Below are 17,366 nucleotides of genomic sequence, written 5' to 3'. Positions count from 1 at the left end.
CTCCAGTGAGACTCAGCGCGTGAGCATGCCCAGCGCGGCCGTGGCGAACTCCCGCGCCGAGCTGTTCCAATGCCCCAGCAGGCCCTGGAGGTTTTCGCCATCGGCGCGGTGTCCGGGAAGGTGCTGCTGAAGCGTGGAAAGGACCCCGGTGCGCAGTTGCGTATTGAAATTGACCTTGCCCACGTTCATGGCCGCAGCTTTGACCAGTTCATCGGCCGGGATGCCGGATGCGCCGTGCAGCACCAGCGGAATGTGCGTCCGTACGGCGATGTCCTGGAGCACATCCCAGCGCAGCTGCGGCTCCCCCTTGTACTTGCCGTGCACGTTGCCTACGGCTACTGCCAGCAGGTCGGCGCCGGTCCGGCCAACAAAGTCATCCACCTGGGCGGAATCAGTCAGGCCAGCCACGGCGACGCCGGCCTGGTCCGCCCCAAACGCGCGGTCCTCGTCACCGGCCAGTCCACCCAGTTCCGCTTCAAGAACGACGCCGGCATGGCCTTGCGCTTCCAGCGCCCTCCGCGCCGCCTGGACCAGGGCGATGTTGTCCTCGTACGGAAAGGACGAGCCGTCCGCGAGGACTGAGTCCGCCCCCGCGGCGACGGCGTCGATCATCATATCCAGATCCGATGCATGGTCAAGCTGCACGGACACCGGCACCGAGGCGCTGTCAGCGAGGCCGCGAAGGGCCGAGATCAGGCGCAGGCCGTTGGCGGTTGCGGCCGTCTTGGGTGCCACCAGCAGGATGACGCCCTGGCCGGCTTCCTCCGCCGCGCCCACCACAGCCATGGCAGTGGTGAAGTCGTAGCATGTGAAGGCCGGAACTGCAGAGCCCTGCTGCAGCGTGGAGGTGACCAGGTGGTCAAGTCGGGTCCGCATTAGATGCCCAGGCCTCCCACGAGAATCCAGACCAGGAATGTCAGGGCGAAGCCCGCCAGACCGAGAAGGGTTGTGAGGACGGTCCAGGTCCGGAGGCCGTCCGCCACCGAAAGCCCCAGATAACGGGTCACGATCCAGAAGCCGGAGTCGTTCACATGGCTGAGGCCAAAGGCGCCAAAGCCGATGGCAATCAGGATGAGGGCCGTCTGCAACGGTGAGAAGCCGCCGTCGGCCACCGAGGCGGCCAGCAGTCCGGACGTGGTGATGATGGCCACTGTGGCAGAGCCCTGTGAAGCACGGAGGATCGCAGCAAGGATAAAGGCCATCAAGATGACGGGAAGGCCGGCTGTCTGCAGGCCTTCGGCGAGGGCCTTGCCAATGCCGGATACGGTGAGCACCTTGCCGAAGACGCCGCCGGCGCCGGTTACCAGGATGACGATTGCGGTGGGGGCAAGGGCCGAGTCCATGACTTCACCGGTGTGCTGGGAGGACCAGCCGCGGCGGATGCCCAGGAAGTAGTACGCCAGGCCAAGGGCCGTCAGGAGTGCAATCAGCGGAGCTCCCACGAAGGCGGCGATCTGGGCAGGAACCGAGTCCTTGGGCAGGATAACTGCGCCAACGGTGCCCACCATGATCATAAGGATGGGGAGAACGATCAGCGTGATGATCATGGCCGGGCTTGGTGCGGTCTTGACCTCGGTCTTGACTGCAATGTTGGAGGTGCCCTGGCCGGATTCCTGCTCCACCTGGGAAGTTCCGGAACCAAAGAGGCGGAACTGCTCGGCAGTGGCAGGCAGCATGGTGAATTCGCGGCGGTTGAGCTTGCGGGCAACGAAGTAGCCCAGGACGCCGACAGGGATGCAGAGCGCGAGGCCCAGGATGGTAGTCCAGCCGATGTCGGCGCCGAGGATACCGGCGCCGCCTACAACACCCGGGTGAGGCGGAACAACCACGTGAATGGCCAGCATGATGGCACCTACGGGAAGGCCGATCTTGACGGGGTTCACTCCTGCAGCCTTGGAGAAGCCGTAGATGATGGGGATCAGGATGATGAATCCGACGTCGAAGAACACCGGGATGGCCAGCAGGAAGGCTGCGGCGGTGAGGGCTGCTATTACACGTCGCGGCCCCAGCAGCTGGGTGAACTTTCCGGCGAGCGACTGGGCGCCGCCGGAAATTTCGATCATCTTTCCCAGCATGGCGCCCAGGCCCACCAGGATGGCGACGGATCCAAGGGTTCCGCCCATTCCTTCCGTGACTGTCTTGATGATGTCCGGCAGCGGAATGCCCGCCACCAGCGCCACGGACACGCTGACGACAAGCAGTGCGAGGAAGGCTGGGATCTTGAACTTTATAACGGCTACGAGCAGCAGGGCGACGCCTGCGGCTGCTATGGCCAAAAGAGCTAGTGCGCTCATGGTGTGTCTCCTTTGACATCGCTAGCTAAGACTAGCGAGCTGGTGGTGCGACGACGGCGGAGGGGGGACCGCCGTCGTCGGGCTTGGAGGTGGAGTTTTTGTCCAGATCTGGCGACTTCAGGGGTCGGAAGTCGCCACAAATGGACAAAAACTCCCGGGGTTAGGAGGTGCGCTTTGTGGGCGCTACAACCTTGATGACGGCGGAGTCGTCGGCTGCGGCGAGGCCCTGGGCCTGGCCGAGGAGGTAGAGCTGTTCTGCCGCGGCGGCAACGGGGGCTGCCAGTCCGGCGGCGCGGGTGGCCTTGCCCACGATGCCCATGTCCTTGACGAAGATGTCCAGGCGGCTGAGGACTTCGGCGCCGTCCTCCGTGTAAGCCTCCAGGATGCGGGGGCCGCGGTTGGAGAGCATAAAGGACCCGGCCGCGCCGGCTTCCAGGGCGGCGAGGGTCTTGGCCTGGTCAAGGCCGAGCGCGTCGGCAAGGGCCATCGCTTCTGCGGCGGCGGCGATGTGGATGCCGCACAGGAGCTGGTTGACGGTCTTGAGCGCCTGGCCGTCGCCGGGCTTGTCGCCCACGATGGTCAGGGTAGAGGCCAGCAGTTCCAGCACGGGCCGGGCCTTTTCCTGGGCTTCGGGCGAGGCGCCCACGACGATCAGCAGGTCGCCTTCGCCGGCGCGCTTGGGCCCGCCGGACAGGGGCGCGTCAACAAGCTCGACGCCGTATTCGGCCAGGCGGTCTACGGTGGCTGGAATGGCTTCCGTGCCTACTGTGCTGCCGAGGATCACCACGGCGCCCGGCTCGAGCACGGAGGCCACGCCGTTTTCGCCGAAGAGGACATCGTTGAGCTGTTCGCCGTTGCGGACCGCGAGCAGCAGGGCGTTGGCGCCTTTGGAAGCTTCGCGGGCGGAGCCGAACGTGTGGATTCCGGCTTCTTCGGCGAGCGCCAGGCGCGGCTCGGCAATGTCGAAGCCGTGGACGGTGAGCTGGCTTGCCAGGCGCGTGGCCATGGGCAGGCCCATGGCACCAAGGCCTAGAACTGTGACTTTGTAGTTTGCAGACATTGTTTTCTCCATTGAATACGTGGTGGCTAGAGGGGGCCGGTGGTGGGCCCACGCCGGCGAGGGACCCGGCCCGAGCTTGTGAGGGTTGGGAGCCGGTGGTGGGCCCACGCCGGCGAGGGACCCGGCCCGAGCTTGCGAGGGTTGGGAGCCGGTGGGGACTAGAAGGTGTTGCTGAGCTTGCGGGTGACCTGGGCCAGGGAGTCGTCGTCCCCTACGTTGCCCGCGAACACGATGTACGGAATGCCCTTCGCGGGACCGTCCACCGGCTCCCAGAGCGAGACGATGCCCGGAAGCATGGGCCCCCGGACGATCGCGTGCCTGATTTCGAGCCCGTGTGCGGCAACGTCCGAGGAGGTGATGCCGCCCTTGGCAATGACAAAACGCGGCGGAAAGGTCTTCAGTGTCCCGTTCACCACGGCGACGACGGCGGCGGACACCGTGCGTGCGATCCGCAGGCTTTCGGCTGGGTCATCGGTCTTGATGAGCAGGCGGCTGGTATGGACGATGACGTCGCCGTCGTGGAGCGCGTCCACTACCGTGTCCACTGTTTCGTCCAGGTAGGAAGCTGCGCTGCCTGTTTCGGTTTCGGCGGCAAGCAGTTTCTCGGCATCGATTTCCACGATCCGCGCGGCGCTGTGCTGGTCCGTGAGGGCCTTGAGCTGACGTGTGGTGACACCCACGTGCGAACCGACGACGATCAGGCCGCCCGCCACCGAGGGCGTGTTTCCGGCGTAGGCTTCGGCCCCGCTGAGTTCGGTGCGGATCTCCTGGCCAATGCGGGCACGGACAAACGGAGGGCCTACGCGGTACAGCAGCTTCTTGCCGCGCCGTTCAGCCTCTTCCAGGCCCAGGGACAGGGAGCGAAGATCGTTCTCGGTAACGATGTCCGCGACGATGGGCGTGGAGTGGGTGGCTGGCGCAATGGCATCGGCGATGGCTGCGGCGGTGACCTGCGGGTCTTCCGAGGCACGGATGGTGGTGAGATCCAGGACAATCACGGATTCGGCTGCGAAGCGGCCCTTTGACTTCTCCTCCACATACTTGGCCATCTCGGAGTTGGCGAAGCCGAAGCTTGCGTCCCTGGCGAATTCAGTCTCCGATACCGGCGTGAGAAGGCCGGCGTCCTCCCCTGTTCCGCGCATGTAGTGCACGCCGCCGATGGTGACGCGGCCGGCGTCGGGAAAAGCGGGAACCAGCACCACACCGTCGGTGTCTTCACCGCTCACCTCGGCGACGGTGGCCGCGATGACGTCCGGCTCAAGCGGGTAGTGGCCGCGGAGGGTGGAATCGCTGCGGCTGACAAAGCGGAGCCGGAGCGCGTCATCCGCGGCGGCGGCCAGCGCGTTGCGGACTATCTCGGCGTTCCTGGCAGCCGCCTGTGCCGGGTCCAGGCTCCGGGTGTTCGTCAAGACGTAAACGGCCGGCTTGGCCTGGGCAAAGGCCCAGGTGAAGTCCTCCACATCCCAGCTGGTCAGCACAGGAAGATCCGCAACGGACTGCGTTCCTGTGGGGTCGTCGTCGAGCACTACCAGGATGCTGGGAGTTTCTGCATTGGACGCGGCGAGGGTTTCGGCAACCAGCCTGGCTGGGATCCGGACCTCGGCCGGAAAGGCGGCCAAGACGTCTGCTTCAAGCTTCACTGTCACTCCATTGTGGGTCTAGTCATTCATCCGAAACGCATCTGTAAGATGTCTGACATCTAACATTTAGAGATAGTGTGGCACACCACATTCGAACGCGCAAGTAGACTTGTCAGACATATTTAAGCAGGCGACGAGGGGGAAGCATGGCACGGAAATCACTGGTGGGCGTAGTCGCCGACGAGCTTCTGGACCGGATCATCGCCGGAGAGTTCCCGCCAGGAGCCAGCGTGCCCGGCGAGCTTGAACTCAGTGCCAAACATGAAGTCAGCCGGATGACGGTGCGCGAGGCCATGAAAACCCTTGAGGCGCAGCGCATCCTCAGCGTCGAGCGCGGGCGCGGCACTTTTGTGAACCCGCTCAACCGCTGGGCGTCGCTCGAGGCAGTGCTGCGTGCGGCCTCCGAAGGGAAAAATGAGGCTGACGCCTCCGTGCAGCTCATCGAATTGCGCCGGATGCTGGAGACGGGAGCCTGCGAGCTGGCCGCCGGCCGGATTGGGGACGCAGACGTTGAGGCGCTCTACAAGTGCGTGGCCGCAATGCGCGCGGCCAACGAAGTCAACGACCTCCCCGCGTTTGTGGAAGCCGACCTCGCCTTCCACGACCTGATCCTGCACGCGTCCGAGAATGTTTTTGTGGCGGTACTCTTCGAACCGCTGCACCGCGTGCTCGCCAAGCGCCGGGCCGAAACGTCGGCAGTGCCGGAGATCCAGGTCCACGCCATCGCGCACCACCAGAACATCGCTGAAGCCCTGGAATCCAGGGACCCCTCACGTTCCCGGCAAGCCATGGATGACCACATGCAGCAGACCCTCGACGACCTCAAGAACCTGGTGCTGGGTGCGCCCAAGGTCTAAGGCCCAGGCGCTGGAGTTTTTGTCCAGATCCGGCGACTTCCGGGGCGCTGAAGTCGCCACAACTGGACAAAAACTCCAAGGGTTTAAGGTTCAGGGACGCCTAACGTGAAGGCCGGGCGGTGGTTCCCCTGACCACCAGTTCGGTGGCAAGTTCCAATGCCGCCGGAACGGCGGGGCCCTGCTGCTCCTGTTGCTCGGCCAGAATACCCACGGCCATGGACGCCAGGTGGGCCAGCGGCTGCCGAACGGTGGTGAGGGGCGGCGACATCAGCGCGGCCTGGGCGATGTCGTCAAAACCCACAATGCTGAGGTCCGCCGGCACCTTCAGCGAGCGCTGGGCGGCGGCGTTCATCACACCGAGCGCCTGGAGATCGTTGGCAGCGAAAATGGCGGTGGGAGGCTGGGCCAGGTCCAAAAGGTCCCCGCCATGCCGGACTCCCGCCTCAATGCTGAAATCGCCGTCGCGTACCAGTTCCGGCAGGACCGGCAGCCCGGCCTCATGCAAGGCGGCGGCGTACGCCGCATACCGTGCCCGGCTGTGCCCGGAACCATGGCCGCGGCCGGTGATGATGGCAATCCTGCGATGCCCAAGTCCCAGAAGGTGCCCCACCGCTGAAAGTGCTCCGGAGAACGACGCCGGGCTGACGCTGGGAATGGTGAGCCCCTCGCTGCCCTCGGGGTCCACAGCAACCGCGGGAATGTTGAGGCTGCGCAGGGTGGTAACCAGCCGTGAGCCGGTCCGCGGGGCGAGCAGCACCACCCCGGCGAGCCGGTTGGCTGAGGATTCCCGGAGCTTGCGCCAGTTCTCGGCGTTCGCGTGCTCAGCCCTTGTGTAGACAACGGAGTAGCCGAGCCGCGCAGCCGCCGCCTCCGCGCCCTCCATGATCTCCAGCACCCAGGGTGAATCGAAGTTGTTGACCACCAGCTGGAGAAGCCCCGGCTGGGCGGCGGGGACATTCCGCTTGGTGTAGTCGAGCTCTTCCAAGGCCTTCCGCACCCGGGCGCGGGTGGCCTCGGAAACGTGCGACCGGCCGTTGAGGACTTTGGACACCGTGGGAACTGAGACGCCTGCCGCTGCGGCCACGTCGGCGATCTTGGGACGCGGAGTGGGGGTCAACGGGGCGGTCCTTGCGGTCATGTGGAGGAGGTTGCGGCGTAATGCCGGGGAGCCGGCCGGCTCACCGGCACAGTATCCACCCGCACGGGTCCAACGATAACACTGCCCTTTTCCTGCGAGCCCAGCGGTGACGTGGCGAACAGCCCGAGCTCCGCGCCGATCCACTTCCCCTGGACAACATCGAAGTTCCAGCCCTGCACTTCCCAGGGTTCGCCAGCCCCTGACCGCCAGGCAAAGGTGGAGCGGGGAGTCCCGTCAGTGCGGATCTGGAGCTCAATCCTGGGGCTGTCCAGGGGAACCCGGCGCCCGAGCGGTTGTTCGTGCGGGCCTTCTCCGCCCCTTCCGCTCCCCAGGACGTAGCCGTTGGTGGTCCGGATGATGCCCAGCCACGCGTACTGCTGACCCAGAACCACCACTCCGGCGCGGGTGCCCTCCGGGACATCAGCCAGCTCCAGCACAGTGGTGAAGGTAGACGGCGTGCCGGGAAGGATTTGGCCCAGGACGTTGGGCAGCTCCCGAAGGTTCACGGGATCATTGGCCTGCGGACGGAGGACCAGCTGCCCTCCCCCGCCCTGGAACGACCACGATTCCAGCGGATTCGCCTGCCAGTGCCACTGTGGCCCCAGCCACGGGGAAGTGAAGTTGTCACTCGTCGGCGGAGCCACGTCTTCAGGGACGGTACCGGCCGGGTAGGTATGGCTGGCCACCGGAACTCCAGTGCCGCCGTCGTCAGGGGTTTCTCCCATCCAGGGCCAGCCGTCGGCGCCCCAGCCCATCGGCTGGAGGTGGACCACGCGGCCGAAGGGGCCGCGGTCCTGGAAATGTAGGAACCAGTCCTCGCCCTCAGGCGTGGTCACCCACGCCCCCTGGTGGGGTCCGTTGACTGCCGTTTCCCCCTGCTCCAGCACCCGGCGCTCCTCATAGGGGCCGAACGGCGACCGCGAGCGGAACACGGACTGCCATCCCGTTGCCACGCCACCTGCCGGTGCAAAGATCCAATACCAGCCGTCGCGCTTGTAGAACTTCGGGCCCTCAAGGGTGGTGTAGCCGGGCAGGTCGGCACCATTGATCACGTGGATGCCATTGTCAAGGAGCCTGCCGGCGTCCGGGCTCATCCGATGGACGGTGAGCCTGTTTTTGACGCCGATCCGGCTTTGGGCCCAACCGTGCACGAGATAGGCCTCGCCGTCCTCGTCCCACAGCGGGCAGGGATCAATGAGGCCGCGCCCGGCGTAGAGCAGGTGCGGCGCGCTCCACGGCCCTTCTGCCCTTTCCGCGCTGAGCACAAAGATGCCGTGGTCAGGGTCCGGGTAGAAAATCCAGAAGCGGCCGTTGTGATACCTGAGCGCCGGCGCCCACACTCCGCTCCCGTGCCGGACCAGGGAGTAGTGGCTGCCTTGCGGCAGTTCGGCGAGCGCGTGTCCGGCATGTTCCCAGTCCACGAGGTTCCGGGACCGCAGGACAGGCAAACCGGGCACGCGGTTGAAGCTTGAGGCGATGAGGTAGTAGGTCCCGTCGACCTGTACGGCGTCCGGGTCCGGCCAGTCACCGTTCAGGACGGGGTTGGTGTAGAGGGGCGTGGGGGGCCGGGTTGTCATGGTGTCCTGTCGGGTGTCCTGGTATGGCTGATTCGGGGGTGCTGCTGAAGAAGGTCAAGGGCGTGGGCGCTGGTCTCCACCGGGCCGTCGTGGATCACAGCGTTGAGGGCCAGCCTCAAAGGACGGGAGCTGGTGGCACGTGCCGGTTCGGCCCACGCCACGGCGGGCCCTGCGCCGAGGTAGCCGTCCGCCCGGACGAACCACGGGAGGAGGCCTTCGCCGTCCCGGGCATGGATTCGGGGCTCAAGGACGTCCTGGGAGAGGACCACGCCGACGGGTGCGCCATCGATCCTCATGGAGATGGAAAGCCAGGATGACGTCGAACCGTGGGCGGCACTTTCACCGTGACCGGCAGCGGAGAGGATCACCGGCTCACCGGCGCATGCGCCGAACCGCCAGAAGATTCCACCGTAGCCGGCACCGTTCCGGCCCTTAACGGCCGACGACGACACCACCAGCTCCTTCACGCCGGCTCCCGGAACCATCACCGAGGCCACGGAGAGGCTCCAGGTTTTGGGGTCGGGATGGCTGAGGTAGTGGAAGCTTCGCCGTTCGAGAGCGACTTCCTTTCCGCTCTCTGACCGCCAGGTGACATTCCCTGCTGCTCCGCCGGCGGTGTGCTGCCATCCCCACGGGACCTGGGTGCCGTGATTCGGTAGCAGCACGGGCCCGCCGCCCCGCGTAAAAGTGGACCCGCCCCAGAAGTTGGTTCCGTTGACATCCGAGAAGGCGAGTGACAGCCCCAGGTGATGGGGATGGTCCGCCGGCTCCGCGTCGGTGACGGTGGTACCGGCGAGGGACATTATCGGGTGCAGGTATGGCCGTGGGGCGCTCGTGATTGGCAGCGCCCGTCCGGTGCAGTGCGTCACCAGGGACTGCCCGGCAGGGGGCTGGTCCGCGGCCAGGGCAGCCGACGGGGAGGGGACCACCAAGGGACCTCCTTCTGGTTTGTTTCCTGATCATTGGCAGTGGCCACGACGCGATGCGGAAACCACGTATGGGATCAGGTTTGGGAATCAGCGGTGTGGGGATCAGCATAGCCATCCAGAAAGTCTTCGGCAAGCAATACAGAAAGTTTCTCGTTCACCAGCTCCTCGAGCCCTAAAGAATTGTGTTGACAGTCACAAGGTTTTCTTGCTAGAAATCGTTTACTCATATTTTCCTCCGAGAAGCCCCAAGGTTTGCTCAGAAGGATCGGGGCCGCATTTCTGATTGATTTGTCCAGAAACTTTCCGCCTTGTGATAGTCCAGCGTCCATAACAACTGCACCTCCAGAGAGGCGTCATTCAATGAAGAAGACAGCAAGCACCCCCATCCCGCGCAGGATCATCCTGGGTGCAGCGGTGACCGCCGCGGGCCTGGCCCTCAGCGGTTGCGGCGGGGCATCCTCGCCCAGTTCCGGCGGCAATGTGGAGCTGAACTTCGTGTACTGGGGCGACTCCAACCGCGCCAAGATGACCGATGCGGCAATCAAGATCTTCGAGGAGAAGAATCCCGGCATCACCGTTAAGAGCGAGTATCAGGACAGCGGACCGTACGCGGACAAGCTGGCCACCCGTTTCGCGGGTGGCAATCCACCGGACGTCCTGAACATGGCAAACCGCAGCTTGCTGGAGTATGCCCAGCGCGGCACGCTCGCAGACCTCAGGTCCATGCAGGAACTCGACCTGGCAGACATCCCGGACACCATCCAAAGTCGGGGTGAAGTGGATGGCAAGCTTTACGGCCTGGCCACAGGCGTGACCACTATCGGCATGGTGGTCAACAAGACCATTACGGACGAGGCCGGCGTCACCATCCCAGACGACAAGATCTGGAGCTGGGAGGACTACGCCAAGTTCGCCACCGAAGTCACGCAGAAGACCGAGGGCAAGGTATACGGGGCCGGTTATGACGTTGCCACCGAAACCGGTCCCATTCTGTTCGCCAGGCAGCGCGGCGAGGACTTCTACACCAAGGACAACAAGCTCGGGGTCAGCGAGGAGACCATAAGGGAGTGGTTCCAGTACAGCGTTGACCTTCGCAGTGCCGGAGGCTATCCGCCGGCAGGCTTCTTTGAGCAGATCGGCGGCTCAGCCGCCCAGTCGTACCTCGCCAAGGGAACCGTCGCCTCGCAGATCATTCCGATCAACAACTACAAGGCCTACAACGAAGCTGCCGGCGGCAACGTGCTCCTGCTCCGTATGCCCGGTGAAACCACCGAGGAACGCCGCGGCTACTCAGCGGATCCCAGCATGCTCTGGTCCATTGCTGCCAAGTCGAAGCATCCCAAGGAAGCTGCAAAACTGCTGAACTTCCTGATCAACGATGCAGACGGAGCTGCGGAAACGCTCACCCAGCGCGGGGTGCCCATTAATCCGGAAGTTGCGGACGCCATCAAGCCAAAACTAAGCAAGGACGACATCGCCTTCGTGGACATGGTGGCCGCCATTCAGGAAGACGACCTGGCCCCTGCATATGTGTACCCCAAGGGCGCAAGCGTGGTGGCCGACACCCTCAAGCAACTGGCCACCGAAGTCGAGTTCGGCCGCGTAACCCCTGCTGACGCCGCGAAGACCTTCCTCGAGAAGAGCAATGCAGCCATCAACAAGTAACCGTCCGTTGTTCAGATCCCCCGATATGCAGATAGGAGCCTGACGCATGTCAGTGCTGACCAAGCAGGTCCCCGGCTCAGCCGCTGCGCTGGCAGAGCAGTCCGGCGGACAGCGCAGGCGGGGTAACTCGCGCCGTACCAACCAGCGTTCGGGCTATTTGTTCCTGCTGCCATGGTTCCTGGGCATGCTGTTCACCATCATTCCGTTCTTCGCCTCGCTGTACCTGGCATTCACGGACTACAACCTGTTCACGGAGCCGAACTTCGTAGGCCTGGCAAACTTCCAGGCGATGTTCGAGGACCCGCGGCTCCTGCAGTCCCTGAAGGTCACGTTTATCTACACGTTCGTTTCTGTGCCCATCTCCCTGGCAGTGGCCCTGCTGATAGCCCTTGTGCTGAACCGCGGCCTCCAGGGCCTGGCGATCTATCGCTCCGTTTACTACCTGCCGTCCCTGCTCGGTGGCAGCGTCGCGATCGTGATGCTGTGGCGCTACATCTTCGGCAACAATGGCATCGTCAACGGCGCCCTGGGTCTCCTCGGAATCCAGGGCCCGGCGTGGGTTACAGATCCCGAATTCGCGTTGAGCACCCTGATCGTCCTGAATGTGTGGACGTTCGGTTCGCCGATGGTAATCTTCCTCGCCGGCCTGCGGCAGGTGCCTTCCATGTACTACGAGGCTGCGTCCATCGATGGCGCCTCCAGCTGGCGCCAGTTCCGCAACATCACCCTGCCGCTGATCAGCCCCATCATCTTCTTCAACCTCATCATGCAGCTGATCGGCTCCTTCCAGACCTTCACCCAGGGCTATGTGATGAGCGGCGGAACCGGCGGGCCGGCAGATTCCACGCTGTTCTACAACCTCTACCTGTACCAGAAGGGCTTTACCGAGTTCGAGATGGGGTATGCCTCGGCCATGGCGTGGCTGCTGCTGATGATCATTGCGATTTTCACTGCCATCAACTTCATCGCATCCAAGTTCTGGGTCTTCTACGACAACTAAGGCAACCGCTATGGCTCTCCTCGAACTACCACTCAAGAACAAGCAAAAGAAGGACGTGCCCGCGGAGGACGCGCTCACCGGGACCACCGGGACACGCTTCTCACGGCACCTGATCCTGTGCCTGGTTGGCCTACTGATGCTGTACCCGCTGCTGTGGCTCATCTCAAGCTCGTTCAAGCCCAGCAACGACATCTTCCGGCAGCTCGGACTATGGCCGGAAAACTGGGACTTCAGCAACTATGAACAGGGCTGGACCGCCCTGAACCAGCCTTTCCACGTCTACCTGGTCAACTCGCTGATTGTTGTGGTGTTCTCCATTGTGGGCAACATCTTCTCGTGCGCCTTGGCCGCCTACGCCTTCGCCCGGATGGAGTTCACCGGCCGGAAGCTGTTCTTCGCCCTCATGCTGGGAACCCTGATGCTGCCGGGCCACGTGCTCCTGGTGCCGCAGTACATTATTTTTTCCCAGCTGGGCTGGCTGGATACCTACCTGCCGCTGATAGTGCCGAACTTCATGGCCACCAACGCGTTCTTCATCTTCCTCATGGTCCAGTTCATGAAGGCACTGCCCAAGGAGCTCGACGACGCCGCGCAGATCGACGGCTGCGGCCCGTTCCGGACGTTCCTCCGGGTCATCCTCCCCCTGTGCGTGCCGGCCATGGCCACCACCGCCATCTTCACCTTCATCTCCACCTGGAACGAGTTCTTCGGGCCACTCCTCTACATCCAGAACCAGGACCTCTACACGGTCCCGCTGGCGCTACGGGCGTTTATGGACTCCGAGGGCCAAAGCATGTGGGGCCCAATGTTTGCCATGTCCGTGGTTTCCATCGCCCCTATCATCGGCTTCTTCATCGCGGGCCAGAAGTACCTCATCAACGGCATCGCCACCACTGGGCTCAAGTAAGCTCTGGCCAATGCTCGGGAAGTCCTACTAGTCTTCAAGGACCCGCAACCGGGAATCGAAGGCGATCACGAGGAGCGAAGTTGTCCAATCACACGTACAGCATTTCTGAAATTGTCGGTACCTCAACCCAGGGCGTGGACGACGCCGTCCGGAATGGGATCGCCAAGGCGTCCCAGACCCTCCGCAACCTGGACTGGTTCGAAGTGAAGGAGATCCGCGGCCACCTGGAAAACGGTCAGATCGCCGACTGGCAAGTCACCATCAAGCTCGGTTTCCGGCTGGAAGAACACTAGTTCCTGCCCAACTGACTCGCAGTTTACGTCGCTAAAAAGCATTTTGAGGACGTTAACTGCGAGTCAGTTGGCGTTTAAGAAGGAGGCTAACCGGCCGACACAGTTCCGGCCGCGCACCGGCGCCATACGGTGGGGACGCCGTCGAAAGCCGGGAAGACCTGGCCCTCGAAGATCAGCTGCACGGCCTGGGGGTCCGAGCCGGGTGCCCAAAGTCCAGAGGCAGGGCAGTGCGAACCGGTGGGCGCCGGACCCTGTCCGTCGCCGGGGGCCTGGCGTTCCTTGAGCAGGGCGATGCGTTTCATCATTGAAGACCATCCTTGGTGAAGAAAAAATGTGTACTTCAAGCCTAGGAAACGGCCCGCCCGCCTCCCAATGGGCTGGTGGCCAGAATCGCTGAGGCATGCTGGCCAACTGCACAGCCGGGCCTCGATTTCGCAGGATCTCCCAAGGATCGGTTCGGGTTCCACAGGGTTTCCTGAGGATTGGGCCAACTACCTATCGCCCGCCCTGACGCTTTGCCACCATGGTCTGGGGCCGCTTATCCAAAGGTCGGACCGGATCCAATGGTCGGTACCGGCCGGCAAAGGGAACAGGCGCCCGGCACACTCTTGCCCCGCCGGGGCCTGATTCCGCTCTTGCTGGGAGTATTCATGCGTCATTCTTTCGTTCGATGGGTCGTGCCCGGCGTGATCCTGTCACTGGCAGTTCTGTTCGGCATAGCGGCACCGGCCCAGGCAGCCGGCCGCGCCGAAATCAGCCTGAGCGCCTCGGCGGGCCCGGCTGGATCCTCAGTCACAGTGACAGGGTCCGGCTTCGCCCGGCAGAGCCCCGGTACGCTGACTGCCGGAACCAACACTGTTCCCATCACCACCAGTGCCACGGGATCGTTTTCCGCCTCGGTGACCATCCCGCCCACATCGGCCGCCAACGTTGTGGTCACTGCGAAGACAGGGCCCCGTTCCGCATCGGCACCGTACGCCGTGACGTACAGCCCGGCTTCCACCACGGCTGGCAAGGACAGCGCCCTTGCCGTTGCGGAAGCGCCGGTTACCATGGCAGCCCGAACCAAGACAGGAACCACAACGGCAACCACCACGCCTCCCATCAGTTCCGACTCCCTGCGGTTTGGTGTGTCCACGCCCGGAGGCCCCTGGGCTGCCAGCGAACTCGACGCCGTGGCCACCCTGGTGAACGAAAGCCCGTCCATCGTTATGTCGTACAAGGACTTTGGCCAGGCCGCTCCCATCGCAGAACTGAATGCAGTCAACGCCCGCGGAGCCACGAGCCTGGTCACCTGGGAACCTTGGCTGTGGGGCGGAAACGGCGCCAATCAGCCGGCCTTCGCACTGGACCGGATCACCGCCGGAGACTACGACACCTACATCGCCAAGTGGGGCACGGCGCTGGCATCGTGGGGTAAGCCGGTAATGCTCAGGTTTGCTCACGAGATGAACGGCAACTGGTATCCCTGGGCGGAGTCCGCCAACGGCAACCAGGCCGGGGATTATGTGGCCGCCTGGCGGCACGTCCACGACGTAGTGGCCGCAACCGGAGCCAGCAACGTGCAGTGGGTCTGGAGCCCCAACGTTCCCTACTGGGGTTCAACGCCTCTGGCCGGGCTGTATCCAGGTGCCGGGTATGTCGACGCCGTTTCACTGGACGGCTACAACTGGGGAACCTCCGCATCCTGGAGCACCTGGACGTCGCCGGCATCGCTGTTCGGTGAGGGACTGACCGCCCTTCGCAGCCTGGCCCCGGGCAAGCCGATCATGATCTCCGAGACGGGGTCTGCTGAAGCCGGCGGGTCGAAAGCAAACTGGAACACTGCGCTCGTCTCCTACCTTGTGGCCCAGCCGGACATCACAGCGCTGGTTTGGTTCCATCACAACAAGGAAGTGGACTGGCGGATCAACAGCTCCACGTCCTCGGCGAGCGCCCTCGCGGCTGCCCTGGCTGCCAGGAACTGATGTACCTCCCAGCCGCACCGCACCTGCACCGGCAAACCGGGCAGAGTGCGGCGCGGCTGGAGCCGGACCTGAAGCGTGAAAGGGGAACGCTGTGAATCACCAGCTGGTAGTCAGGATCCTGACCGCACTCACCATCGTCCTGGGAGTGAACTACATCCTGTGGCGGTGGATGTTCTCCGTGAACTGGGCCGCGGCCTGGATCAGTGTGCCGCTGGCCATGGTGGAGACCTACAGCCTGATAAACGCCTTCCTTTTCGGGGTCACCATGTGGCGGCTGCGTCAGCGGCCTGCTCCCCCGGCCGCGGAAGAAGGGCTGGATGTGGATGTCTTCATCACCACCTATAACGAACCCGTTGATCTGGTCATGACAACGGCGGTGGCCGCCCGGAACATCACCTATCCGCACAAAACCTGGATCCTGGACGACGGCGCACGGCCGGCCATGCAGCAGGCTGCCCGGGAGGCCGGCGTCGGCTACATCACCCGCTCACGGGACTGGGACGATCTCCCCCGCCATGCCAAGGCGGGCAACCTCAACAACGCCCTGGCCGCCACCGAAGGTGAGTTCCTGCTGATCCTGGACGCGGACCAGATCCCGGAGCCGCACATCCTGCACCGGATGCTTGGCCACTTCAGCAATGACAACGTAGCCCTGGTGCAGACACCGCAGTGGTTTGCCAATGTCCTGGACGACGACATCCTTGGCAGCCAGGCGCCGCTGTTCTACGGCCCCATCCAACAAGGCAAGGACGGCTGGAACGCCGCCTTCTTCTGCGGCTCCAACGCCATCATCCGCCGCGAGGCCCTCATGCAGATCGGCGTCACAGGCTATGTCCAGGGCGTCCGGACCTCCGTTGAGCTGGCCCTGAAAGGTGCGGACAGGGTCATTGCCAGGGCTCGCTCCGAGCACGGCAGCACCGGACCCCACGTGGCCATGGCGCTGGACCAGATCGGATCGGCGGTACGCAGCGCACGTGATGAACTGAAATCGGACCATCCCGTTGCGAATGTCACCTATGATTTCCAGCGCAAGGTGCACCTGGCCGCACGGAACGTGGTCACGATGGACATCGCCTCGATGACAGCGGACCTGAATACTATCGCCGGAATCTCCGGCAGCATCAGCCGGGTCGATATCGGTGAGGACGCAGTGGACCGGCTGGCCAGCCGCGACTGGTCGCCCATCAGTGCCATCGATCCCGTCCAGAAGCTGGTCCGGGCGGTAGACGTTGACCGCTACCTTGAGGCCCTGCCCGTGATGCCGCTGGCCACAAATTCAGTCACCGAAGACATGGCCACCTGCATGCGTCTGCACGCCGCAGGCTGGGAAAGCGTCTATCACCATGAAATCCTCGCCAAAGGCCTGGCCCCCGAGGACCTTCGTACCATGCTGACCCAGCGGCTGCGGTGGGCCCAGGGCACCATGCAGGTTTTCCTGCGCGAAAACCCGCTCTTCCAAAAGGGGCTCAAGGCGGGGCAGCGCCTGATGTACTTCGCCACAATGTGGAGCTATCTCTCCGGTTTCGCCGCGGTGGTCTACATCGCTGCGCCCATCATTTTCCTGTGCTTCGGCGTGATGCCCGTCGCCGCGTTCAGCACCGACTTTTTCGCCAGGCTGATACCTTTCCTGATCCTCAACCAGATCCTGTTCTTCGTGGCGGCCAGGGGCAGGAAAACCTGGCGCGGCCAGCAGTACAGCGTGGCGCTCTTCCCGATCTGGATCAAAGCCTGCACGACGGCGGCAGGCAACGTCCTGTTCGGCCGCAACCTCGGCTTCGCTGTCACCCCCAAAACCCGGCAGGACGGCGGCCCGCCCTGGTCCCTCATCCGGCCCCAGCTCGTGGCCATCGCCGCCCTCCTGCTCGCCGCCGTCGTCGGTTTGATCAGAATGTTGTCCGGGCTGGGCGCGCCCGCCGGGACCCTGGTGAACATTGCCTGGGTTGTTTTCGACCTGCTGATCCTCAGCGTCATCATCCGCGCAGCCCTCTACAAGGGCTTCACCGGAACAAGGGCTTGACCGGAACAGGCATTGCAAGCCC

At 63.9% G+C, this 17,366-nt stretch carries 16 protein-coding genes; 7 read left to right on the top strand and 9 right to left on the bottom strand.

The window, feature by feature from the left end; translation table 11 throughout:
* Window positions 1-12 precede the first annotated feature (12 nt).
* From M1E17_RS02265 to M1E17_RS02250, 4 genes are all read right to left on the bottom strand, one after another.
* Window positions 13-876, bottom strand: coding sequence for a class II fructose-bisphosphate aldolase (locus M1E17_RS02265; RefSeq protein WP_457965161.1), 864 nt, complete (start codon window positions 874-876; stop codon window positions 13-15).
* Entirely contained in the window at window positions 876-2,294 is a 1,419-nt protein-coding gene (locus tag M1E17_RS02260; protein ID WP_457965159.1) for a GntP family transporter, read from the bottom strand. The genes M1E17_RS02265 and M1E17_RS02260 overlap by 1 nt, the downstream gene beginning before the upstream one ends.
* A gap of 160 nt (window positions 2,295-2,454) precedes the next feature.
* Window positions 2,455-3,354: an NAD(P)-dependent oxidoreductase gene (locus M1E17_RS02255; RefSeq protein ID WP_457965158.1), complete on the bottom strand. Its 900-nt coding sequence runs from the start codon at window positions 3,352-3,354 to the stop codon at window positions 2,455-2,457.
* A gap of 158 nt (window positions 3,355-3,512) precedes the next feature.
* Window positions 3,513-4,994, bottom strand: coding sequence for a four-carbon acid sugar kinase family protein (locus M1E17_RS02250; RefSeq protein ID WP_457965156.1), 1,482 nt, complete (start codon window positions 4,992-4,994; stop codon window positions 3,513-3,515).
* A 146-nt stretch (window positions 4,995-5,140) separates the two neighbouring features.
* Between M1E17_RS02250 and M1E17_RS02245 the strand changes: the two genes are divergently transcribed.
* Window positions 5,141-5,851, top strand: coding sequence for a FadR/GntR family transcriptional regulator (locus tag M1E17_RS02245; protein WP_457965155.1), 711 nt, complete (start codon window positions 5,141-5,143; stop codon window positions 5,849-5,851).
* 100 nt (window positions 5,852-5,951) lie between these two features.
* Here the strand turns inward: M1E17_RS02245 and M1E17_RS02240 are convergent, their stop codons facing one another.
* The 4 genes from M1E17_RS02240 to M1E17_RS02225 all read right to left on the bottom strand — a co-directional run bounded on the left by M1E17_RS02240 (window position 5,952) and on the right by M1E17_RS02225 (window position 9,824).
* Entirely contained in the window at window positions 5,952-6,989 is a 1,038-nt protein-coding gene (locus M1E17_RS02240; RefSeq protein ID WP_457965154.1) for a LacI family DNA-binding transcriptional regulator, read from the bottom strand.
* Window positions 6,986-8,566: a family 43 glycosylhydrolase gene (locus M1E17_RS02235; RefSeq protein ID WP_457965153.1), complete on the bottom strand. Its 1,581-nt coding sequence runs from the start codon at window positions 8,564-8,566 to the stop codon at window positions 6,986-6,988. The genes M1E17_RS02240 and M1E17_RS02235 overlap by 4 nt, the downstream gene beginning before the upstream one ends.
* Window positions 8,563-9,495, bottom strand: a complete 933-nt coding sequence (locus M1E17_RS02230) for a DUF6807 family protein (protein ID WP_457967944.1) — start codon at window positions 9,493-9,495, stop codon at window positions 8,563-8,565. The genes M1E17_RS02235 and M1E17_RS02230 overlap by 4 nt, the downstream gene beginning before the upstream one ends.
* Before the next feature lie 74 nt (window positions 9,496-9,569).
* Window positions 9,570-9,824, bottom strand: coding sequence for a hypothetical protein (locus tag M1E17_RS02225; RefSeq protein ID WP_457965151.1), 255 nt, complete (start codon window positions 9,822-9,824; stop codon window positions 9,570-9,572).
* Between the two features lie 31 nt (window positions 9,825-9,855).
* Between M1E17_RS02225 and M1E17_RS02220 the strand changes: the two genes are divergently transcribed.
* From M1E17_RS02220 to M1E17_RS02205, 4 genes are all read left to right on the top strand, one after another.
* A complete protein-coding gene (locus M1E17_RS02220) occupies window positions 9,856-11,160 on the top strand; it encodes an ABC transporter substrate-binding protein (protein ID WP_457965149.1) in 1,305 nt (434 codons plus the stop codon).
* Between the two features lie 46 nt (window positions 11,161-11,206).
* The gene (locus M1E17_RS02215; protein ID WP_457965148.1) at window positions 11,207-12,160 is read left to right on the top strand and encodes a carbohydrate ABC transporter permease; all 954 of its coding nucleotides are present in this window, start codon (window positions 11,207-11,209) and stop codon (window positions 12,158-12,160) included.
* A 10-nt stretch (window positions 12,161-12,170) separates the two neighbouring features.
* Entirely contained in the window at window positions 12,171-13,067 is an 897-nt protein-coding gene (locus M1E17_RS02210) for a carbohydrate ABC transporter permease (protein WP_457965147.1), read from the top strand.
* Window positions 13,068-13,147: 80 nt separating this feature from the next.
* On the top strand, window positions 13,148-13,360 hold the full coding sequence (locus tag M1E17_RS02205) for a dodecin (RefSeq protein WP_267277444.1): 213 nt from the start codon (window positions 13,148-13,150) through the stop codon (window positions 13,358-13,360).
* An 86-nt stretch (window positions 13,361-13,446) separates the two neighbouring features.
* On the opposite strand, the gene M1E17_RS02200 is transcribed toward M1E17_RS02205, so the two are convergent.
* A complete protein-coding gene (locus M1E17_RS02200) occupies window positions 13,447-13,662 on the bottom strand; it encodes a hypothetical protein (protein WP_457967942.1) in 216 nt (71 codons plus the stop codon).
* Window positions 13,663-14,010: 348 nt separating this feature from the next.
* Between M1E17_RS02200 and M1E17_RS02195 the strand changes: the two genes are divergently transcribed.
* Window positions 14,011-15,327: a glycosyl hydrolase gene (locus M1E17_RS02195; RefSeq protein ID WP_457965146.1), complete on the top strand. Its 1,317-nt coding sequence runs from the start codon at window positions 14,011-14,013 to the stop codon at window positions 15,325-15,327.
* A 169-nt stretch (window positions 15,328-15,496) separates the two neighbouring features.
* The gene (locus tag M1E17_RS02190) at window positions 15,497-17,344 is read left to right on the top strand and encodes a glycosyltransferase family 2 protein (protein ID WP_457967941.1); all 1,848 of its coding nucleotides are present in this window, start codon (window positions 15,497-15,499) and stop codon (window positions 17,342-17,344) included.
* Window positions 17,345-17,366: the final 22 nt, after the last annotated feature.

The sequence above is a fragment of the Arthrobacter sp. D1-29 genome, from assembly GCF_054130585.1.
Note: the sequence above shows the minus strand (reverse complement) of the source record. Positions and strands in the feature narration are given on the sequence as shown.